This is a genomic window from Pseudomonas umsongensis (assembly GCF_002236105.1).
Taxonomy (GTDB): domain Bacteria; phylum Pseudomonadota; class Gammaproteobacteria; order Pseudomonadales; family Pseudomonadaceae; genus Aquipseudomonas; species Aquipseudomonas umsongensis.
In genome coordinates, this window is the sequence record NZ_NIWU01000001.1 from 1,992,196 (window position 1) to 2,013,947 (window position 21,752).

Genomic DNA, 21,752 nt, shown 5'->3' on the forward strand with positions numbered 1-21,752 from the left:
GCGAACTTGCGAAAGGAATTGAGCCCGTCATGATTCTGCCTTGGCTAATCCTGATCCCCTTCATCGGCGGCCTGCTGTGCTGGCTGGGTGAGCGCTTCGGCGCCACCCTCCCCCGCTGGATTGCGCTGATCACCATGTCCCTGTTGCTCGCCCTCGGCCTCTGGCTGTGGGCTAACGGCGACTATTCGTTTGCCCCGGCGCCTGGCGCCGATCCGACCTGGGCGCTTGAGTTCAAGCACGTCTGGATCCAGCGCTTCGGCATCAACGTGCACCTGGCCCTCGACGGCCTGTCGCTGTTGATGATCATGCTGACCGGCCTGCTGGGTGTCCTCTCGGTACTCTGCTCGTGGAAAGAGATCCAGCGTCACGTGGGCTTCTTCCACTTGAACCTGATGTGGATCCTGGGCGGTGTCGTCGGCGTGTTCCTGGCCCTCGACCTGTTCATGTTCTTCTTCTTCTGGGAAATGATGCTGGTGCCGATGTACTTCCTCATCGCGCTCTGGGGTCACAGTTCTTCGGACGGCAAGAAAACCCGGATCTACGCGGCGACCAAGTTCTTCATCTTCACTCAGGCTTCCGGCCTGATCATGCTGGTGGCGATCCTGGGCCTGGTACTGGTCAACTTCAACGACACCGGCGTGATTACGTTCAACTACGCCGACCTGTTGAAAACCAAGATGTCGACGACCACCGAGTACATCCTGATGCTCGGCTTCTTCATCGCCTTCGCGGTGAAGCTGCCAGTCGTACCGTTCCACTCCTGGTTGCCTGACGCTCACGCCCAGGCGCCGACCGCAGGTTCCGTGGACCTGGCCGGTATCTTGCTGAAGACTGCTGCCTACGGCTTGCTGCGTTTCGCCCTGCCGCTGTTCCCGAATGCCTCGGCCGAGTTCGCGCCGTTCGCCATGACCCTGGGTCTGATCGGGATCTTCTACGGCGCGTTCCTGGCGTTCGCGCAAACCGACATCAAGCGTCTGATTGCCTTCTCGTCCGTTTCCCACATGGGCTTCGTACTGATCGGCATCTATTCCGGCAGCCAACTGGCGCTGCAGGGCGCGGTGATGCAGATGCTCGCGCACGGCCTGTCGGCGGCGGCACTCTTTATCCTCAGTGGCCAACTGTACGAGCGTACCCACACTCGCGACATGCGCGAAATGGGCGGCCTGTGGTCGAAGATCGCCTACCTGCCAGCCCTCAGCCTGTTCTTTGCAGCGGCGTCCCTGGGCCTGCCGGGTACCGGTAACTTCGTCGGTGAGTTCCTGATCCTGATCGGCACCTTCCCGATCGCGCCATGGGTCACCATCATCGCGACGTCCGGCCTGGTGTTCGGTTCGGTCTACTCGCTGATCATGATCCACCGTGCGTACTTCGGTCCGGCCAAGTCGGATGCGGTCCTGCATGGCATGGACGGTCGCGAAATGATCATGGTGGTCGGCCTGGCTGCGCTGCTGATCTACATCGGCGTCTACCCGCAACCGTTCCTCGATACCTCTGCCGCGACGATGCATGGCGTGCAGCAGTGGCTCGGCACCGCCTTCACTCAACTCGCTTCGGCCCGGTAAGAGCGCTATGGAATTCACGACTCAACACTTTATCGCGCTAGCGCCGTTGTTGATCACCAGCGCCACGATCATCGTGGTGATGCTGGCGATTGCCTGGCGCCGCAACCACTCCCAGACCTTCCTGCTGTCGGTGGCGGGTCTGAACCTGGCTTTGCTGTCGATCCTGCCAGCCCTGAAAGTCGCGCCCCTGGCCGTGACGCCATTGCTGCAGATCGACACCTTTGCCTGCCTGTACATGGCACTGATCCTGGTCGCCACCCTCGCTTGCGTGACCCTCGCCCACGCCTACCTCGGCGATGGCGGTTCGGGTTACCCGGGCAACCGTGAAGAACTGTACCTGCTGATCCTGATGGCCGCCGCCGGTGGCCTGGTGCTGGTCAGCGCGCAGCACCTGGCTGGCTTGTTCATTGGCCTGGAACTGCTCTCGGTACCGGTCTACGGCCTGGTCGCCTATGCCTTCTTCAACAAGCGCTCGCTGGAAGCCGGCATCAAGTACATGGTGCTGTCGGCTGCCGGTTCCGCGTTCCTGTTGTTCGGCATGGCGTTGCTGTATGCCGACTCCGGCTCCCTGAGCTTCGTCGGTATCGGCCAGGCCCTGGCGGCCACCGGCCTGCCAAGCTCGCTGGCACAACTGGGCCTGGGCATGATGCTGATCGGCCTGGCGTTCAAACTGTCGCTGGTACCGTTCCACCTCTGGACCCCGGACGTCTACGAAGGTGCTCCGGCGCCGGTTGCAGCGTTCCTGGCCACGGCCTCCAAAGTCGCGGTGTTCGCGGTGATGGTGCGTCTGTTCCAGATCTCGCCAGCGGCGAGCAGCGGTGTACTGAGCGACGTGCTGACCATCATCGCCATCGCGTCGATCCTGTTCGGTAACCTGCTGGCGCTGACCCAGAGCAACCTCAAGCGTCTGCTGGGTTACTCGTCCATTGCTCACTTCGGTTACCTGCTGATCGCCCTGGTGGCGAGCAAGGGCCTGGCCGTGGAAGCCATCGGCGTGTACCTGGTCACCTACGTGATCACCAGCCTTGGCGCCTTCGGCGTGATCACCCTGATGTCGTCGCCGTACAACGGCCGTGACGCCGATGCCCTGTACGAATACCGCGGCCTGTTCTGGCGCCGTCCGTACCTGACTGCCGTACTGACCGTGATGATGCTGTCCCTGGCTGGTATCCCTCTGACCGCGGGCTTCATCGGCAAGTTCTACATCATCGCCACCGGTGTCCAGTCGCAACAATGGTGGCTGGTCGGCTCCCTGGTACTGGGCAGCGCCATCGGCGTGTTCTACTACCTGCGTGTCATGGTCACCCTGTACCTGATCGAACCAAACCTGCGTCGCCACGATGCCCAACTGCACTGGGAACAACGTGCAGGCGGCGTGATGCTGCTGGCCATCGCGGTACTGGCGTTCTTCCTCGGCCTGTATCCACAGCCGCTGTTGAACCTGGTACAGCAATCGGGTCTGGCGGGTTGATCGCTTAAGCGACACTCGGTAGTAAACAGAAACGGCACCTTCGGGTGCCGTTTTTGTTATTGAGTCGACATCAAAAGATCGCAGCCTTCGGCAGCTCCTACATTGGAACGAGGTACACCCTGTAGGAGCTGCCGAAGGCTGCGATCTTCTAACCTTCATACATTTGACCGTCCATTAGATATCGATTGCCAGAGACGGCCTCTTCGCGGGCAAGCCCGCTCCCACAGTTGATCTGCAGTGACCACAAAACTTGAGTCCGACGCCGATCTAATGTGGGAGCGGGCTTGCTCGCGAAGAGGCCTTATCAGACACAAATGAAAACGGCACCTTCGGGTGCCGTTTTTGTTATTGAGTCGACATCAAAAGATCTCAGCCTTCGGCAGCTCCTACATTGGAACGAGGTACACCCTGTAGGAGCTGCCGAAGGCTGCGATCTTCTAACCTTCATACATTTGACCGTCCATTAGATATCGATTGCCAGAGACGGCCTCTTCGCGGGCAAGCCCGCTCCCACAGTTGATCTGCAGTGACCACAAAACTTGAGTCCGACGCCGATCTAATGTGGGAGCGGGCTTGCTCGCGAAGAGGCCTTATCAGACACAAATGAAAACGGCACCTTCCGGTGCCGTTCGCATTTCACCTTCCAAACTTTTACTTACGCGCCGCCTCCCACGACTTCAGCAACTCTGCATAGCTCACAGTTTCACCCTGCGGCTTCTCATTCGCCAGTTTCGGTTTCGGGGCGCCCGGCTGGTCGAACCAGTACTGCGCGTCGCGCTCGGGGTTCATTTTCGGGGCGCAGGTGGCTTGTGCCTTCGAGCGTTCCAGCCGGGACATGATCGCGTCCTGATCCTTGGCCAGGCCGTCGAGTGCCTGTTGCGGGGTTTTTTCGCCGCTGGCGGCTTCGGCGATGTGGCTCCACCACAGTTGCGCCAGGCGTGGATAGTCCGGCACGTTGGTCCCGGTCGGGGTCCATTGCACGCGGGCCGGGCTGCGGTAGAACTCCACCAGGCCGCCGAGTTTCGGTGCCAGGTCGGTCATGGCCTGCGAGTTGATGTCCGATTCGCGGATCGGGGTCAGGCCGACGATGGTTTTCTTCAGCGACACGGTTTTAGAGGTCACGAACTGCGCATACAGCCAGGCTGCCAGTTTCTGCTTCTCAGGCGTGGACTTCATGAACGTCCAGGAACCCACGTCCTGATACCCCAGCTTCATGCCCTCCTCCCAATACGGTCCGCGTGGCGACGGTGCCATGCGCCATTTCGGCGTGCCATCGGCGTTCATCACTGCCAGGCCCGGCTTGGTCATATCGGCGGTGAAGGCGGTGTACCAGAAGATCTGCTGGGCGATGTTGCCCTGGGACGGCACCGGCCCGGACTCGGAGAAGGTCATGCCCGCCGCTTCCGGTGGTGCGTATTTCTTCATCCAGTCCACGTATTTGGTGGTGGCGAACACTGCCGCCGGGCCGTTGGTGTCGCCGCCACGGGTCACGCTGGAGCCGACCGGATGGCAATCCTCGACCCGGATACCCCATTCATCCACCGGTAAGCCGTTGGGAATGCCCTTGTCGCCACCACCGGCCATGGAGAACCAGGCGTCAGTGAAACGCCAGCCCAGGGACGGGTCTTTCTTGCCGTAGTCCATGTGCCCGTAGACACGCTTGCCGTCGATTTCCTTGACGTCTTCGCTGAAGAACTTGGCGATGTCTTCATAGGCCGACCAGTTCACCGGTACACCCAGCTCGTAGCCGTACTTTTCCTTGAACTTGGCCTTGAGGTCCGCACGTTCGAACCAATCGGCGCGGAACCAGTACAGGTTGGCGAACTGCTGGTCAGGCAATTGATAGATCTTGCCGTCCGGCGCGGTGGTGAAGGAGATGCCGATGAAGTCCTTGATGTCCAGGGTCGGCGAAGTGAAGTTCTTGCCCTCGTTGGCCATCAGGTCGGTGATCGATTCGGTCTTGCCGTATCGAAAGTGCGTACCGATCAGGTCCGAGTCGTTGACCCAGCCGTCATAGATGTTCTTGTCCGACTGCATCTGCGTCTGCAGCTTTTCCACCACATCGCCTTCCTGCAACAGGTCGTGGGTCAGCTTGATCCCGGTGATCTCGGTGAAGGCCTTGGCCAGCACCTTGGACTCGTATTCGTGGGTGGCGATGGTTTCCGAAACCACCTTGATACTCATCCCACGAAACGGCTCCGCCGCCTTGATGAACCACTTCAGCTCTTCGAGTTGCTGATCGGCCGTCAGGGTCGACGGCTTGAATTCACTGCCGATCCATTTCTTCGCGGCGTCTTCATAGGCATCGGCCCAGGCAGACGCGCTCAAACCGCTGAGTGCCAGCATGGCTGCCAATGAAATGCTATGTCGCAGCTTATTGTTTTTGTCGAACATAGAGACCTCCTTATTGAGTTTCGGAGCAACATTGCCGAGCGATTCGACTAGCCCCAACGCATCACCACCAACAGCCACACCAGGGACAACGCGAAGGCGACCCAGATGCTCCAGTCGGTCACGCCGATTACCAGCAAATGCAGGTAGGCGCTGCCGAGAAGACCGATGAACAACCGATCGCCACGCGTGGTGGCAATCGGCAAAAAACCTCGTCGCAATATGCTCGGCGAACGCAATTCCCAGGTCGTCATGCCTACGAGGATCAAGGCAATGACGCTGAAGAACGCCGCCGTGGGGACGGTCCAACTCATCCATTCCATCATCAGTTCCTCATACCCGGCCCAGGGCAAAGCCCTTGGCCACGTGGTTGCGAACAAACCAGATCACCAGCATGCCCGGCAGAATGGTCAACACCCCCGCCGCTGCCAGCACGCCCCAGTCGATGCCGGACGCCGAGACCGTGCGAGTCATCACCGCCGCGATGGGCTTGGCATTTACCGAGGTCAGGGTTCGCGCCAGCAGCAGTTCGACCCAGGAAAACATGAAGCAGAAAAACGCCGTGACGCCGATTCCGGAGCCGATCAGCGGGATGAAAAACTTCACGAAGAACTTGGGAAAACTGTAGCCATCGATGTAGGCGGTTTCGTCGATTTCCTTGGGAACGCCCGACATGAAGCCTTCGAGAATCCACACCGCGAGTGGCACGTTGAACAGACAGTGCGCCAGGGCCACGGCGATGTGGGTGTCGAACAGGCCGATCGATGAATACAGCTGGAAGAACGGCAACAGGAACACCGCCGGCGGTGCCATGCGATTGGTCAGAAGCCAGAAGAACAGGTGCTTGTCGCCCAGGAAACGGTAGCGCGAGAACGCATAGGCCGCCGGCAATGCCACGGTCAGGGAGATGATCGTGTTCAGGCTCACGTAGTACGCCGAGTTGATGTAACCGGTGTACCAGCTTGGATCGGTGAAGATCACCTTGTAGTTGGCCAGGGTGAAATCCTGTGGGAAAAGCGTCAGGCCGCCGAGAATTTCGCTGTTGCTCTTGAAGGACATGTTCAGCAGCCAGTAGATCGGCACCAGCAGGAACAGGATGTAGATCAGCAGTGGAACAAGCTTTCTCATGCTCATGATGGCCTCAGCGGTTGGCGTCAGAGTGAGTCATGGCGGTATAGAACAGCCAGGACACCAACAGGATGATCAGGAAGTACACCAGCGAGAACGCTGCGGCCGGCCCCAGGTCGAACTGTCCGATCGCCATCTGCGTCAGGGTCTGGCTGAGGAAGGTCGTGGCATTGCCTGGCCCGCCACCGGTCAGTACGAACGGCTCGGTGTAGATCATGAAACTGTCCATGAAGCGCAGCATCACGGCGATCAACAGCACACTCTTGAGCTTGGGCAACTGAATATGGCGGAACACGGCCCAGGCCGAGGCACGGTCGATCCGCGCCGCCTGGTAGTACACGTCCGGAATTGCCCGCAGCCCGGAGAAACACAACAGCGCCACCAATGAGGTCCAGTGCCAGACGTCCATCACCAGCACGGTGACCCAGGCGTCCATGGTGTTCGCCGCATAGTTGTAGTTGATACCCATGGCCTTGAGGCTCGCCCCCAGCAGGCCGATGTCGGCCCGACCGAAGATCTGCCAGATGGTGCCGACCACGTTCCACGGGATCAGCAAGGGAATCGCCAGGATGATCAGCACCACCGACGACCAGCGCCCCTTGGTCGGCATGGTCAGGGCAATCGCGATACCCAGCGGGATTTCGATCAGCAGCACGCACGCCGAGTAGATGAACTGGCGCAGCAGCGAGTCGTGCAGACGCGGGTCGAGCAGTACCTGCTTGTACCAGTCGGCACCGACGAAGTAGCGGCTGGATTGGTCGAAGATGTCCTGCACCGAGTAGTTGACCACGGTCATCATCGGGATCACCGCACTGAACGCCACCAGCAGGAACACCGGCAGCACCAGCCACCAGGCCTTGTTGTTCTGCACTTTGTTCATGGTTGCACCTCACCTACCGATTGCGGCTCCAGCAGGAAATCATCGGCATAGACCATCAGCCACTGCGCCGGAAAACTGATATACGCCGTGCCTTCGGGCACCGGTTTGTCTTCGGCCAGGCGCACTTTCAGCGGCACGCCATCGAGGTTCAAGGTCATGATCTTGTAGGTGCCGAGGTCTTCGACGTGTACGACTTGTGCACGCAGCGCGTCATCAAAAGGTTCGTCCCAGACATGAATGAACTCCGGGCGAATTCCAACCTTCAGGGTGTGCCATTCGGATTCGGCGATGCATTTCTGCATGGCCTCGGACAACGGAAGATGCGTCGAAGCGAAACCGACGCCCCCCGGTTGCGCCTCGACCTCGATCAAGTTCATCCCCGGGCTACCGATGAAATAGCCGACAAAGGTGTGGCTCGGCCGCTCGAACAATTCTCGCGGCGTGCCGAACTGCACGATCTGCCCGCCGTACATCACCGCGATCTTGTCGGCGAAGGTCGAGGCCTCCAACTGATCGTGGGTGACGTAGACCATGGTGATGTTGAACTGCTCGTGGATCTGCTTGAGCTTGCGCCGCAGCTTCCACTTCAGGTGCGGGTCGATCACCGTCAGCGGCTCGTCGAAGAGGATGGCCGAGACGTCATCGCGTACCAGCCCACGGCCCATGGAGACTTTCTGTTTTTCGTCAGCGGTGAGGTTGCTGGCTTTCTTGCTCAGCAGGCTTTGCAGGTCGAGAACCTCGGCGATTTCCCGCACCTTGGTGTGAATTTTCGCCTCGGCCATGCCCTGGTTGCGCAGCGGAAACGCCAGGTTGTCGAACACCGTCATGGTGTCGTACACCACCGGAAACTGGAACACCTGGGCAATGTTGCGCTTCTCCGGGGTCAGGTTGTTGACGGCTTTGCCATCGAACAACACATGCCCCTGGGACGGGCTGAGCAAGCCGGAAATGATGTTGAGCAAAGTCGACTTGCCGCAGCCCGACGGGCCGAGCAAGGCATAGGCGCCGCCCTGTTCCCAGACGTGGTCCATCTGGCGAATCGCGTAGTCCTCTGGGCCGCTCGGGGTACTGGTATAGCTGTGAGCGAGGTTCTGCAAACGGATTTCGGCCATCAGGCAACCCTCGCGACGCGCCGGCCGGGCGCCTGGACCAGCCGCCCCTGCGCATCGAACACAAACAGTTTATGGGTCGGTATGTAGATGCGGATCGGCGCATCGACGTCGTATTCGTGAACGCCAGGCAAGTGCAGCACCAGCAGGAAATGCTCGTTGCGCACGTGCAGGAAGGTTTCCGAGCCGCTGATTTCCGCCACTTCAACGGTCACCGCCAGTTCCAGGTCATCGTCGTTACTCGGCACCAGCGAGATATGGCTGGGGCGCACGCCGAAGCGGAACTCGCCCTCGCCCACCGGGCGCAAATCGACGTTAAGCGGGAAGTGCACGAAATTGGCGAAGCTCACTTCGTTGCCGGCAATGCGACCCGGCATCAGGTTGATCGGCGGCTCGGAGAACAACTCGGCCGCCAGCACGGTCTGCGGTTGGTGGTAAACCTCGGACGACCGGCCGCTCTGAATCACCCGGCCCTCATGGAGAATGGTGGTGGTGCCGCCCAGGGCCAGGGCTTCGTTGGGTTCGGTGGTGGCATAGATGGCGATGGTATGGCGCGCCTTGAACAGCTCGCGCATTTCCTGGCGTAGCTCTTCGCGCAATTTGTAGTCGAGGTTGACCAGTGGCTCGTCGAAAAGGATCAGTTCGGCATCCTTGACCAGCGCCCGTGCCATCGCGGTGCGCTGCTGCTGGCCACCGGAGAGTTCCAGCGGAAAACGCTGCAGGAACTTCTCGATGCGCAACATCTTCGCGGTTTCCAGCACCTTGCTCTGGATCAGCTCATTGGACACACCGGCCTGGCGCAACGGCGAGGCGATGTTCTCGAAGACGGTCATGGTCGGGTAATTGATGAACTGCTGATACACCATCGACACGTTGCGCAGGCGCACCGGGCGTTGGGTGACATCGACGCCGTTCATCAGGATGCGACCGGTGTCAGGCTTGTCCAGCCCGGCCATCAGGCGCATGAGACTGGTCTTGCCGGACAGCGTGCGCCCGAGCAAGACATTGAAGGATCCGGGTTCGAAACGCAGGCACGCATCGTCGATCCAGGTCTGGCCCTCGACGGTGCGGCTGACATGCTCCAGGGTTAATGACATGGCTCGGCCTTTTTATTTTTGGAGTCAAGCGACCTGAGCGGTATAGCGACATCTGTGCCAAAAAATACAAGTGGTTGATTTGGCTCTGAATCCTTAAAAGTGACTACCTGGTCACGTTCATTGCTGAACACAAATGAACAATCGGGACTGAACAACTGAACAGTTCAACGATTGACAATGAACATTAGTGAACAACAATCTACACACTGTTCACGCCCCCTGTAGGAGCTGCCGCAGGCTGCGATCTTTTGATTTTGCTGTTCAAAATCAAGATCAACAGATCGCAGCCTGCGGCAGCTCCTACAGGGGATAGCATGTGCCTATAACAACAATAAAAATGCTGATTCAGAGACTGACTGCCATGGTCACATCCGCCTCGCCGCTGACCCACGACGCCATCATCCAGGACTCCTGGAAACGTTGTCGCGCCTTCGGCCTCAACCATCAGAGCACCCCGGCCTTCGATCAACTGCCCGCCGAAGGCATCAAGCAATTGCTGGAGAGCCAGCATTCCCTGGTGCAGACCACCCATCAGGAAGTCCTGCCGTACTACGAAAACATCCTCAGTAACTCCAACTGCCTGATCATGCTCGCCGACAATCAGGGCCAGGTGCTGACATCCTGGGGCACCCAACGGTTTATCGAACCGAGCCTGACCCGTGGCTTCAGCGCTGGTGCCAGCTGGATGGAGCGCTGCAGCGGGACCAATGCGATCGGTACCGCGCTGGCTTGCGAACAGGCGGTGCACATCGAGCACGATGAGCACTTTCTCAAGGCCAACCGTTTCATGACCGGCTCCGCCGCGCCGATTTTCGATGCCGAGCGCAAGGTCATCGCCGTGCTGGATGTGTCCAGCGACAGCTACCTGCCGCCCTCCCATACCCTGGGCATGGTCAAGATGATGAGCCAGACCGTGGAAAACCGGCTGATTCTCAACCTGTTCCACGGCCAGCATTTTCAACTGACGTTTAACACCGGCCTGAACAATCTCGACAGCCAGTGGGCCGGGTTGCTGATCTTCGATGAGAGTGGCCAGGTGCTGTCCGCCAATCGTCGCGCCGACAACCTGCTGGGCGTGAGCTTGTCGCGGGTCAGTGTCGAGAGTCTGTTCAAGGTTTCCTTGCTGGAGCTGCTCAATCAACCCGAAGGCTTGCCCTTCTCGCTTCAGACTTGCGGGCGCAATCGATTCCAGTGCCTGTTGAAGCGGCCAAAGATGGCACCTGTTCAAGCGCGGGTGTTCACCGAACCCAGCGTCACGGCGCCCGCCGCCATCAGCCTCAACACCCTGCATTTTGGCGACAGCCGCGTGGAAAAAGCCGTGCGCCAGGCCGAGCGCCTGCTGGAAAAGGACATTCCGTTGTTGATTCATGGCGAAACCGGGGTCGGCAAGGAAGTGTTCGTCAAAGCCCTGCATCAGGCCAGCTCGCGCAACAAACAGGCGTTCATCGCCGTGAACTGTGCGGCCATTCCCGCCGAACTGGTGGAGTCTGAGCTGTTCGGCTATGAAAAAGGCGCGTTCACCGGCGCCAACCAGAAAGGCAGCATCGGCCTGATCCGCAAGGCCGACAAAGGCACGCTGTTCCTCGATGAAATCGGCGACATGCCGCTGCCAACCCAGGCGCGCTTGCTGCGTGTGCTGCAGGAGCGTTGTGTGCAACCGGTGGGCAGCAGCGAGTTGTTCCCGGTGGACATTCGCATCATTTCGGCGACCAACCGCTCGTTGCGCGAGCAGGTACAACTGGGGCGCTTTCGCGAGGACTTGTACTACCGCATTGGTGGCCTGACCCTGGAACTGCCGCCATTAAGGGAGCGCAGTGATAAAGAGGCGCTGTTCAAACGCTTGTGGGAACAGCATCGTGAACCGAGCCAGTGGGCCGGGTTGAGCCGCGAAGTGCTGGAGTTGTTCAGCCGTCATCCGTGGCCGGGGAATTTAAGGCAAGTCAGCAGCGTGATGCAGGTGGCCCTGGCCATGGCCGAGGAACAACCGGTACGGCCGGAGCATTTGCCGGATGATTTTTTTGTCGATCTGGAGATGGAGCCAGTGGAGACGCCAGAGCCGTTGGCGGTGGATCTTGATGATGCCGAGGATTTGAACCGGCAGTTGCAGGCAGTTGGGGGGAATATTTCGCATCTGGCACGGCGGTTGGGGGTTAGTCGCAATACCCTTTACAAGCGACTTCGCCAGGCGGAGTAATTCGCAATCCACCCTGGCAGTGCTCGGCTTGAGACCTTCGCGAGCAGGCTCGCTCCCACAGAGGATCTGCCTCGCACACAAAACTCAAACATCACAAAAATTGATCGTTCCCACGCGCCGCAAAGGAATGCCTCAACGGACGCTCTGCGTTCGGCTTTTGATTTGGGACGCGGAGCGTCCCGGGCTGCATTCCCACGCAGAGCGTGGGAACGATCATCCGGTGCAGCAATCAGTCAGCCAGACGCCAGGTCGTGCCGCCCTTGCCGTCTTCCAGCACCACGCCCATGGCAGTGAGCTGGTCGCGGATACGGTCGGATTCGGCCCAGTCCTTGCCGGCACGCGCCGCCAGGCGCGCAGCAATCAGCGCTTCGACTTCAGCTGCATCCACACGCCCTTCGGCGCCGGCTTGCAGGAAGTCATCGGTTTCAAGCTGCAACACGCCCAACACGCTGGCCAGTTCTTTCAAACGCGCAGCCAGGCCGGCCGCTGCGTTCAGATCGTTCTCGCGCAGGCGGTTGATCTCGCGCACCATCTCGAACAGCACCGCACAGGCTTCCGGCGTGCCGAAGTCGTCGTTCATCACCTGGGTGAAACGCTCGACGAAGGCTTCGCCACCGGCCGGCGCCACGCTCGGCAGGCCTTTCAACGCGTGGTAGAAACGCTCCAGGGCGCCCTTGGCGTCCTTGAGGTTGTCTTCCGAATAGTTGATGGCACTGCGGTAGTGGCTCGACACCAACAGGTAACGTACGACTTCCGGGTGGTACTTATCGAGCACGTCGCGAATGGTGAAGAAGTTGTTCAAGGACTTGGACATCTTCTCGCCATTGATGCGGATCATGCCGCAATGCATCCACGCGTTGGCGTAGGTCTTGCCGGTGGCCGCTTCGCTCTGGGCGATTTCGTTTTCGTGGTGCGGAAATTCCAGGTCGCTGCCGCCGCCATGAATGTCGAAGGTTTCGCCCAGGCAGCAGGTGGACATCACCGAGCACTCGATGTGCCAGCCCGGACGCCCGGCGCCCCACGGCGATTCCCAGCTCGGCTCGCCCGGCTTGGCGGCTTTCCACAGCACGAAGTCCAGCGGGTCCTGCTTGGACTCGTCGACTTCGATGCGTGCGCCGATGCGCAAGTCTTCGATTTTCTTGCGCGACAGCTTGCCGTAGCCCATGAACTTGCCGACGCGGTAGTACACGTCGCCATTGCCCGGGGCGTAGGCGTACCCCTTGTCGATCAGGGTCTGGATCATCGCGTGCATGCCCGGGATGTGATCCGTGGCACGAGGCTCCATGTCCGGCTTCTTGATGTTCAGGCGCGCTTCGTCTTCGTGCATCGCCGCGATCATGCGCTCGGTCAACGCTTCGAACGACTCCCCGTTCTCGTTGGCCCGATTGATGATCTTGTCGTCAATGTCGGTGATGTTGCGCACATAAGTCAGGTCGTAGCCGCTAAAACGCAACCAGCGGGTCACCAGGTCAAAGGCGACCATGCTACGGCCGTGGCCGAGGTGGCAGTAGTCGTACACGGTCATGCCGCACACGTACATGCGCACCTTGTTGCCATCAAGCGGCTTGAAGACTTCTTTGCTCTTGGTGAGCGTGTTGTAGATCGTAAGCACGTTATTTCCTTGAATCACTGGCCCCACGAATCACGCAGGGTCACGGTACGGTTGAACACCGGATGACCGGGTTTCGAGTCCTTGATATCCGCGACGAAGTAACCTTCGCGCTCGAACTGGAAACGGTCTTCCGGCTGTGCGTTGCCAAGCGAAGGCTCGGCACGACAACCGGTGAGTACCTGCAGCGAGTCAGGGTTGATGTTGTCCAGGAAACTGGCGCTGTCTTCGGCCTTCTCCGGGTTGGGAGAACGGAACAGGCGATCGTACAGGCGCACTTCGCACTCGACGCTGGCAGCGGCCGGCACCCAGTGCACAACGCCCTTGACCTTGCGGCCCTCAGGGTTCTTGCCCAGGGTGTCCGGATCGTACGAGCAACGCAGTTCGACGATGTTGCCATCGGCGTCCTTGATCGCTTCGTCGGCACGGATCACGTAGCTGCCGCGCAGGCGCACTTCGCCGTTCGGCTCCAGGCGCTTGTAGCCTTTTGGCGGCTCTTCCATGAAGTCTTCACGGTCGATGTAGAGCTCACGGGCGAATGGCAGGACGCGCACACCCATGTCTTCTTTAGGGTGGCATGCCAGTTCAAGGTTCTCGACCTGGCCTTCCGGGTAGTTGGTGATCACGACTTTCAGCGGACGCAGCACGCACATGGCACGCGGGGCACTGTGGTCGAGGTCGTCACGGATGCTGAATTCGAGCATGCCGAAATCGACCACGCCGTCGGAACGGTTGGTGCCGATCATTTCGCAGAAGTTGCGAATCGATTTTGGTGTGTAGCCTCGGCGACGGAAGCCCGACAGCGTGGACATGCGTGGATCGTCCCAACCGTTGACGTGCTTTTCATCGACCAGCTGCTTGAGCTTGCGCTTGCTGGTGATGGTGTAGTTCAGGTTCAGGCGGCTGAATTCGTACTGGCGCGGCTTGGCCGGCACCGGCAGGTTCTCCAGGAACCACTCGTACAGCGGACGATGGCTTTCGAATTCCAGGGTGCAGATCGAGTGGGTAATGCCTTCGATGGCGTCCGACTGACCGTGGGTGAAGTCGTAGTTGGGGTAGATGCACCACTTGTCGCCGGTCTGGTGGTGATGAGCGTGGCGGATGCGGTACATGATCGGGTCGCGCAGGTTCATGTTCGGCGAAGCCATGTCGATCTTGGCACGCAGCACGCGTGCGCCGTCCGGGAATTCACCGGCCTTCATGCGGGCGAACAGGTCCAGGTTCTCTTCGACGCTGCGGTCGCGGAACGGGCTGTTCTTGCCTGGCTCGGTCAGGGTGCCACGGTATTCCTTGGCCTGTTCAGGGGTCAGGTCGTCGACATAGGCATTGCCAGACTTGATCAGCTCCACCGCCCAGTCGTGCAACTGGTCGAAATATTGCGAGGCGTAGCGCACTTCGCCGGACCATTCGAAGCCCAGCCATTTGACGTCGCTTTCGATCGCGTCGATGTATTCCTGGTCTTCCTTGGCCGGGTTGGTGTCGTCGAAACGCAGGTGCGTGACGCCGCCGAACTCCTGGGCCAGGCCGAAGTTCACACAGATCGACTTGGCGTGGCCGATGTGCAGGTAGCCGTTGGGTTCAGGCGGGAAACGGGTGACGATTTGCGTGTGCTTGCCCGAGTCCAGGTCTGCCTGGATGATCGGCCGCAGGAAGTTGACCGGCACGGCAGGGCCGGTCTTGGCATTCGAGGTAGGGTCGACAGTGGGCTTGCTCATAGGATCCTTGAACGTACAAGTGCGTGGCCGTAATGAAGGCCGGACAAAACAAAGCCGCTATCATAGCCGATGCCGTCAAGTACCTGACAGAGCGCGCTCTGTAAACCGTCGCATTTAATAGGCTGTAAATGAAAAAACAGCCTCGAAATTCGTGCCTGTCACGCTAAACTGCGCACCTTGGCCAGCGCTGGCCAAACCGGTTGGGGGCCGTACTGCCCCGAAACCCACGAATTCCTTAAAGAGTAGCGATCATGACTCAAGTCAAACTGACCACCAACCACGGCGACATCGTCCTGGACCTGAACGCCGAGAAAGCCCCGATCACCGTGGCCAACTTCATCGAGTACGTTAAAGCCGGTCACTACGAAAACACGGTTTTCCACCGTGTCATCGGTAACTTCATGATCCAGGGCGGCGGTTTCGAGCCTGGCATGAAAGAAAAGAAAGACAAGCGCCCAAGCATCCAGAACGAAGCCGACAACGGTCTTTCCAACGACAAGTACACCGTCGCCATGGCCCGCACCATGGAGCCGCATTCGGCTTCCGCGCAGTTCTTCATCAACGTGGCTGACAACAGCTTCCTCAACCACAGCGGCAAGAACGTGCAGGGCTGGGGCTACGCGGTATTCGGTAAAGTGACCGCCGGCACCGACGTCGTCGACAAGATCAAAGGCGTGGCCACCACTTCCAAGGCCGGCCACCAGGACGTACCGGCAGACGACGTGATCATCGAGAAAGCCGAGATCATTGAGTGATACTGCTGATTTCAGACTTGCATCTGGAAGAGGAGCGCCCGGACATTACCCGGGCGTTTCTGGATTTACTCGCCGGGCGCGCCCGCTCGGCGAGTGCACTGTACATTCTGGGCGACTTTTTCGAGGCGTGGATTGGCGATGACGCCATGACCCCTTTCCAGCGTTCCATCTGCCAGGCCCTGCGCGAATTGAGCGACAGCGGCACGGCCATTTTCCTGATGCACGGCAATCGCGATTTCATGCTGGGCAAGGCGTTCTGCAAACAGGCCGGCTGCACCCTGCTCAAAGATCCGAGTGTCGTGCAGTTCAACGGCGAACCCGTGCTGTTGATGCACGGCGACAGCCTCTGCACCCGCGACGAAGGCTACATGAAGCTGCGGCGCTACCTGCGCAACCCAATCACCCTGTTCATCTTGCGGCATCTGCCGTTAAGCACCCGGCATAAGCTGGCACGCAAGCTGCGCAGTGAAAGCCGGGCGCAGACGCGCATGAAGGCCAATGACATTGTCGATGTCACGCCCGAAGAGATTCCACGGATCATGCAGCAATATGGCGTGAAAACCTTGATCCACGGGCATACCCATCGTCCGGCCATTCACAAGTTGCAGATCGGCGATCTGGCAGCCAGGCGTATCGTGCTGGGGGATTGGGATAAACAGGGTTGGGCGTTGCAGGTCGACGACAGCGGGTTTGCCCTGGCACCGTTTGATTTCCCCTCTTCTTGAGTTGATCGTTCCCACGCTCTGCGTGGGAATGCAGCCCGGGACGCTCCGCGTCCCTTCCAGAGCCGAACGCGGAGCGTCCGTTGAGGCATTGCCACGCAGAGCGTGGGAACGATCTGTCCGCTACATCAATGGCCGGATGCTGCAGGCCCAGCCTTCGCCGCAAACGGCGGTTTCGCCAGCCATACGATCAGGATCAACCCCATGAACGCCCACCCCAGTAACGTGAAGTAGTCCACGGTGGAGAGCATGTACGCCTGGCTGGTCAACACGTGGTCGAGCTGCGCATACGCCGGGTTGCTCGCACCACCCAGTGCATGCAGGGCCTCGCGGGTTACGGGCTCGTAGGTGCTGATGCTTTCGCTCATGTACGCATGGTGCTGGTCCGCACGGCGAATCCAGATCCAGGTGGTCAGCGACGCGGCAAAGCTGCCGCCCAAGGTCCGCAGGAACGTCGCCAGCCCCGCGCCGTCGGCGATCTGGCTCGGCGGCAGGTCCGACATCAGGATGCTCAGGGTCGGCATGAAGAACAACGCCACGCCAATGCCCATGAACAACTGCACCAGGGCGATGTGCTGGAAGTCCACTTCGCTGGTAAAGCCGGCACGCATGAAACAGCTCAAGCCAATCGCCAGGAATGCCAGGCCCGCCAACAAGCGCAGGTCGAACTTGTGCGCGTATTTGCCGACAAACGGCGACATCAGGACCGGCAGGATGCCAATTGGCGCCACCGCCAGGCCGGCCCAGGTTGCCGTATAACCCATCTGGGTTTGCAACCATTGCGGCAGGATCAGGTTGATCCCGAAGAAACCGGCGTACCCCAACACCAGCACCAGGGTGCCGATGCGGAAGTTGCGGTGGGCGAACAGGCGCAGGTTGACCACCGGGTGTTGGTCGGTCATTTCCCAGATCACGAACACCGCCAGCGCAATCACCGAAATGGCCGCACCGATGAGAATGAAGCTCGATTCGAACCAGTCCAGGTCATTGCCCTTGTCGAGGATCACCTGCAACGCCCCGACGCCGATGACCAGGGTGATCAAACCGACGTAATCCATCGGCTGATGGCTGGTCACCACCGGCCGCGCCTTGAGCTGCGAACGCACGACCATGACCGCGAAGATCCCGATCGGCACGTTGATGAAGAAGATCCACGGCCAACTGTAACTGTCGGTGATCCAGCCGCCGAGGATAGGCCCTGCAATCGGCGCGACCACCGTGACCATCGCCAGCAGCGCCAGGGCCATGCCGCGCCTGGCGGGCGGATAAACGGCGATCAGCAGCGTCTGGGTCATCGGGTACAACGGTCCCGCCACCAGGCCTTGCAGCACCCGAAAGCCGATCAGCTCCGGCATCGATGTGGAAATACCGCAGAGAAATGAGGCCAGCACAAACAGGACGGTCGCCCACAGGAACAGCTTCACCTCGCCGAACCGCCGGCTCAGCCAGCCGGTCAGCGGCAACGCGATGGCGTTGCTCACCGCGAAAGACGTGATGACCCAGGTGCCCTGCTCCGAACTCACCCCCAGGTTGCCGGAAATGGTCGGCAACGCCACGTTGGCGATCGTGGTGTCGAGCACCTGCATGAAGGTCGCCAGCGACAGGCCGATGGTGCTCAGCACCAGGCTGGGGGGCGTGAATGACGCGTTATTGCTCATCGCGAATCCTTTGATACTCGGCTGACGCCGCTAACCCTGTGGGAGCGAGCCTGCTCGCGAAGCGGTATCCCATCCAACACTAATGTTGACTGACCGGACGCTATCCTCGGAACGCCGCCCGGAGCAGACTCGCTCCCACAGGGGTTGGTGTGATGGCAGATTGGCGAGTCAGCGACGCGCGGTCTTGCTCACCGCGGCGCTGTTGTCGTGGATCAATTGCGTGATCATGGCATCGGCCTCGGTCAACTGGCGGTCATAGATGGCGGTGCTGAACGAAGCCTTTTGCGGCGGCTGCTGCGCCAGCACCGGGCCGCTCTGGTCACGCAGGTTCACATCGACCACGGTCGACAGGCCAACGCGCAGGGGATGCTCGGCCAGCTCCTGGGCGTTGATATGAATCCGCACCGGCACCCGTTGCACGATCTTGATCCAGTTGCCAGTGGCGTTCTGCGCCGGCAGCAAGGCAAACGCGCTGCCCGTGCCAGCGCCAAGGCTGTCGATGTTGCCGCTGTATTTCACGCTGCTGCCGTAGAGATCAGTTTCGATCTCCACCGGCTGGCCGATACGCATGTCACGCAGCTGGGTTTCCTTGAAGTTGGCGTCGATCCACAATTGATCCAGCGGGATCACCGCCATCAGCGCCTCCCCCGGCTGCACGCGCTGCCCCAGTTGCACGCTGCGCTTGGCCACGTAGCCGGTGACCGGCGCGATCAGGGTGCTTCGGGCGTTGTTGAGGTAGGCCTGACGCAATTGCGCAGCGGCGGCCATCACGTCCGGGTGCGATGAAACCACCGTGTCATCGACCAGTGCGGCGGTGGTCTTGAGCTTTTGTTGGGCGGTGGCCAAGGCGTTTTGCGCCGAGGTCAGGTCATCACGGGCGTGGGACAGTTCCTCTTGGGAAATCGCCCCGCCGACGGCGAGATTTTTCCGCCGGTTAAAGTTGTCCTGGGCTTTTTGCACCTCAGCTTGCTGGGCGTTGACCTGGGCTTTCATGCCGTCGACGTCGCTGTACAGACCGCGAACCTGACGAACAGTCCGGGCCAGATTGGCCTGGGCGCTTTGCAGACCGACTTCGGCGTCGTTCGGGTCGAAGTTCACCAACACCTGGCCTTCGTGGACCAGGTCGCCATCGTCGGCGCCGATACTGACGACGGTACCGGTAACCAGCGGGGTGATTTCCACCACGTTGCCATTCACATAGGCATCGTCGGTGCTTTCGCTCCAGCGCCCGTAAAATTCGTGATAGGCCCAGACGCCTGCGCTGCCCAGCGCGACCACCACCGCCAGGGCCAGCAGCATGAACTTGCGCTTGCCCGAATCGGGATTGGCCGGGGTGTTTTCAGTGGTTGGCGTTGTATCGGCAGTGGCCATGACAAATTCCTTGAATTATTGGGTCAGCGTGGCTGGCGCGGTATTGGCCGAGGCCATGGCCTCTGGCTGGAAACCGCCGCCCAGCGCCTGTATCAGCTGGATCGACAGGTCGATCTGCTCGGCATTCAGGTTGGCCAATTGGCGCTGGGCCTGGAGCAACTGCTGCTCGATGCTGAGCACGTCCAGATAGTTACCGATGCCGGAACCGTAGCGCTGGACCACGGTGTTGTAAGAGTCCTGGGCGATGTCGGTGGCGTGTTGCTGGGCCGCGATCTGGCGACCGATGTCACGCAACTGGTTGATGCTGTCGCTGACGTCGCCCAGCGCCCTGACCAGGATTTTGTTGTACTGCGCCACCGCCAAGTCGTAGTCGGCGTCGCGGGAATCGAGGTCGGCGCGCAGTCGACCACCGTCGAAAATCGGTACGGAAATCGTCGGTGCGACATTGAAGAAGCGGCTGGCCGAACCAAACATCGCATCGCCCAGCAATGATTCGGCACCGGCCGCGGCGCTGAGGTTCAAGTTCGGATAGAACTGGGTTTTGCCAGCATCGATATTCTTGCTCGCCGCCTCGACCCGCCAGCGCGCAGCCACCAGGTCCGGACGACGTCCGAGCAGTTCGGCTGGCAGCACCGACGGCAGGGCCACGGCACCCGGCTTGAGAATGTTCGGTCGAGCGACTTCGTTGCCGCGATCCGGGCCTTTGCCAAGCAGCACGGCCAGCGCGATCCTGGCGCTTTGCAGGCGCTTCTCGGCATCGATCAAATTGGCTTCGGAGGTGGCTTCCAGGCTTTCGGTCTGCTGGAACTGATACTGGCTGTCGATCCCCGAACTCAGGCGGCGCTGGCTCAGATCAAGCATTTGCCGGGTACGCTTGAGGTCTTCGGCGGACAGGTCATGGACGATGTGCGCCTGCCCCAGGTCGCTGTAGGCGCGAGCCACGTCAGCGGACAAGGTCAACTGCGCGGCTTGCTGGTCGACCTCGGCGGCACGGGCCTGCCCCAGCGCCGCTTCCCAGGCATCACGCTGACCGCCCCAGAGGTCAAAGTTGTAATTGAAGATGGCGCTGATGTTGCGCACCGTGGAGTAATTGCCACCCTGCCCCAGCGGGTCCTGGTCCCGGGCCAGACGCGAACGGCTGACGCCGGCGCTGGCATCCAGTGTCGGCATCCGCGCGGCGTCGGCGGCATAGGCCGCGGCGCTGGCCTGATGGGCGCGGGCGTCGGCGATCTGCATGTCGGGGCTGTCGCGCAGGGCCTCGCGGATCAGACCGTCGAGCTGCGGATCGCCGAGACTTTTCCACCAGTCGCTTTTCGGCCAGGCCGCCGGCGACAGCGTCACGCCGCTGAGGGATTGCCCCGCCTTGAGGTTTTTTGCATCAAGGCTGACACCTTCGGTGGTCAGGCCACTGTAACTGGCGCAACTGGCCAGGCCCATGGCCAACAGAAGCAGGCTGACGCCAGTGCGCAAGGTTTTCACGTTCATTGGTCACCTAACCGCTGCAGGGTGATCGAGTCACCGGCCGCTACCAGGATTTTCTTGAGAATGGATTCCAGGGTTTTCAGTTCTTCCGGCGTGATGGCTCCGGCCAGTTCATTCATGGCTTCGGTGCCGATGCCCGGCAGAAGATCGGCGAGTTTCTGGCCCTCGTCGGTCAGCACTAGCTGAATCTGCCGACGGTCTGCCTCGGAGCGCTGGCGGGCGAGGAAACCTTTCTGTTCCAGACGATCGAGCATGCGCGTCATCGAACCGCTGTCCAGGGACAGGTACCGGCACAGCTCTCCCGGCGAATCGACGCCGAACTGGGCCATGATGATCAGCACCTTGAACTGCGCCGCGGTGATGCCGTGGGGTTCCATGTGCGTATCGATGATCCGGTCCTTGAGCAGCGCAGCGCGCCCGAGCAGGAGGCCGAGGTGGCAATTATGGAAATCGTCTGGCGTGAAATGTTTCATCTGAATACCGATTAGCTGCCTAGGCAGTGAATGTATGTCGAAATATTACTGCCTAGGCAGCCAATGTCAACGTAATAGTTAGGTTGCTTAGCAATTAGTTGACCAATGGCGTTGGTTATGAGCGACCGTTTATCG

General features: G+C 60.3%; 17 protein-coding genes. 5 read left to right on the forward strand and 12 right to left on the reverse strand.

The genetic code is table 11. The features are described 5' to 3' along the window. The first annotated feature begins 29 nt into the window (after positions 1–29). Together nuoM and nuoN are read left to right on the forward strand one after the other, a co-directional pair. A complete protein-coding gene (nuoM, locus tag PSUM_RS09035; protein WP_020799548.1) occupies positions 30–1,562 on the forward strand; it encodes an NADH-quinone oxidoreductase subunit M in 1,533 nt (510 codons plus the stop codon). Between the two features lie 7 nt (positions 1,563–1,569). After that, positions 1,570–3,033 (forward strand): NADH-quinone oxidoreductase subunit NuoN, encoded by a 1,464-nt coding sequence (nuoN, locus tag PSUM_RS09040; RefSeq protein ID WP_020799549.1) that lies wholly within the window; start codon positions 1,570–1,572, stop codon positions 3,031–3,033. Positions 3,034–3,684: 651 nt separating this feature from the next. Here nuoN and PSUM_RS09045 read toward each other — a convergent pair. Genes PSUM_RS09045 through PSUM_RS09070 form a run of 6 tightly spaced genes read right to left on the reverse strand, consistent with a single transcriptional unit; the run spans position 3,685 to position 9,638 of the window. Next, the gene (locus PSUM_RS09045) at positions 3,685–5,427 is read right to left on the reverse strand and encodes an ABC transporter substrate-binding protein (RefSeq protein WP_008061970.1); all 1,743 of its coding nucleotides are present in this window, start codon (positions 5,425–5,427) and stop codon (positions 3,685–3,687) included. Positions 5,428–5,474: 47 nt separating this feature from the next. Beyond that, positions 5,475–5,747 carry a DUF2160 domain-containing protein gene (locus PSUM_RS09050; RefSeq protein WP_020801178.1) on the reverse strand — a complete coding sequence of 91 codons (273 nt, stop codon included), beginning with the start codon at positions 5,745–5,747 and terminating at the stop codon, positions 5,475–5,477. A gap of 10 nt (positions 5,748–5,757) precedes the next feature. Then, positions 5,758–6,558 carry a carbohydrate ABC transporter permease gene (locus tag PSUM_RS09055; RefSeq protein ID WP_083349387.1) on the reverse strand — a complete coding sequence of 267 codons (801 nt, stop codon included), beginning with the start codon at positions 6,556–6,558 and terminating at the stop codon, positions 5,758–5,760. A gap of 7 nt (positions 6,559–6,565) precedes the next feature. Next, on the reverse strand, positions 6,566–7,432 hold the full coding sequence (locus tag PSUM_RS09060) for a carbohydrate ABC transporter permease (RefSeq protein WP_020801179.1): 867 nt from the start codon (positions 7,430–7,432) through the stop codon (positions 6,566–6,568). Next, positions 7,429–8,544 carry an ABC transporter ATP-binding protein gene (locus tag PSUM_RS09065; RefSeq protein WP_020801180.1) on the reverse strand — a complete coding sequence of 372 codons (1,116 nt, stop codon included), beginning with the start codon at positions 8,542–8,544 and terminating at the stop codon, positions 7,429–7,431. Before PSUM_RS09065 ends, PSUM_RS09060 begins: the two co-directional genes overlap by 4 nt. Next, positions 8,544–9,638, reverse strand: a complete 1,095-nt coding sequence (locus PSUM_RS09070; RefSeq protein ID WP_020801181.1) for an ABC transporter ATP-binding protein — start codon at positions 9,636–9,638, stop codon at positions 8,544–8,546. The genes PSUM_RS09065 and PSUM_RS09070 overlap by 1 nt, the downstream gene beginning before the upstream one ends. Positions 9,639–9,999: 361 nt before the next feature. On the opposite strand from PSUM_RS09070, the gene PSUM_RS09075 reads away from it, so the two are divergent. Next, a complete protein-coding gene (locus PSUM_RS09075; RefSeq protein WP_042955948.1) occupies positions 10,000–11,832 on the forward strand; it encodes a sigma-54-dependent Fis family transcriptional regulator in 1,833 nt (610 codons plus the stop codon). Positions 11,833–12,061: 229 nt separating this feature from the next. Here the strand turns inward: PSUM_RS09075 and cysS are convergent, their stop codons facing one another. Continuing rightward, positions 12,062–13,444 carry a cysteine--tRNA ligase gene (cysS, locus tag PSUM_RS09080; RefSeq protein WP_033045696.1) on the reverse strand — a complete coding sequence of 461 codons (1,383 nt, stop codon included), beginning with the start codon at positions 13,442–13,444 and terminating at the stop codon, positions 12,062–12,064. A 14-nt stretch (positions 13,445–13,458) separates the two neighbouring features. Beyond that, on the reverse strand, positions 13,459–15,156 hold the full coding sequence (locus tag PSUM_RS09085; protein ID WP_020801185.1) for a glutamine--tRNA ligase/YqeY domain fusion protein: 1,698 nt from the start codon (positions 15,154–15,156) through the stop codon (positions 13,459–13,461). Positions 15,157–15,407: 251 nt separating this feature from the next. On the opposite strand from PSUM_RS09085, the gene PSUM_RS09090 reads away from it, so the two are divergent. Together PSUM_RS09090 and lpxH are read left to right on the forward strand one after the other, a co-directional pair. Beyond that, positions 15,408–15,911, forward strand: coding sequence for a peptidylprolyl isomerase (locus tag PSUM_RS09090; protein WP_020801186.1), 504 nt, complete (start codon positions 15,408–15,410; stop codon positions 15,909–15,911). Further along, positions 15,908–16,636, forward strand: a complete 729-nt coding sequence (gene lpxH, locus PSUM_RS09095) for a UDP-2,3-diacylglucosamine diphosphatase (protein WP_033045694.1) — start codon at positions 15,908–15,910, stop codon at positions 16,634–16,636. The genes PSUM_RS09090 and lpxH overlap by 4 nt, the downstream gene beginning before the upstream one ends. Positions 16,637–16,761: 125 nt before the next feature. On the opposite strand, the gene PSUM_RS09100 is transcribed toward lpxH, so the two are convergent. The 4 genes from PSUM_RS09100 to PSUM_RS09115 all read right to left on the reverse strand — a co-directional run bounded on the left by PSUM_RS09100 (position 16,762) and on the right by PSUM_RS09115 (position 21,617). Further along, on the reverse strand, positions 16,762–18,291 hold the full coding sequence (locus PSUM_RS09100) for a DHA2 family efflux MFS transporter permease subunit (protein ID WP_083349388.1): 1,530 nt from the start codon (positions 18,289–18,291) through the stop codon (positions 16,762–16,764). Positions 18,292–18,459: 168 nt separating this feature from the next. Beyond that, on the reverse strand, positions 18,460–19,662 hold the full coding sequence (locus PSUM_RS09105; RefSeq protein WP_033045347.1) for an HlyD/EmrA/EmrK family protein: 1,203 nt from the start codon (positions 19,660–19,662) through the stop codon (positions 18,460–18,462). A gap of 15 nt (positions 19,663–19,677) precedes the next feature. Further along, complete coding sequence (locus PSUM_RS09110; RefSeq protein ID WP_083349389.1) at positions 19,678–21,147, reverse strand: efflux transporter outer membrane subunit; 1,470 nt, start codon at positions 21,145–21,147, stop codon at positions 19,678–19,680. Continuing rightward, positions 21,144–21,617: a MarR family winged helix-turn-helix transcriptional regulator gene (locus tag PSUM_RS09115; RefSeq protein WP_020801191.1), complete on the reverse strand. Its 474-nt coding sequence runs from the start codon at positions 21,615–21,617 to the stop codon at positions 21,144–21,146. The genes PSUM_RS09110 and PSUM_RS09115 overlap by 4 nt, the downstream gene beginning before the upstream one ends. Positions 21,618–21,752 lie beyond the last annotated feature (135 nt).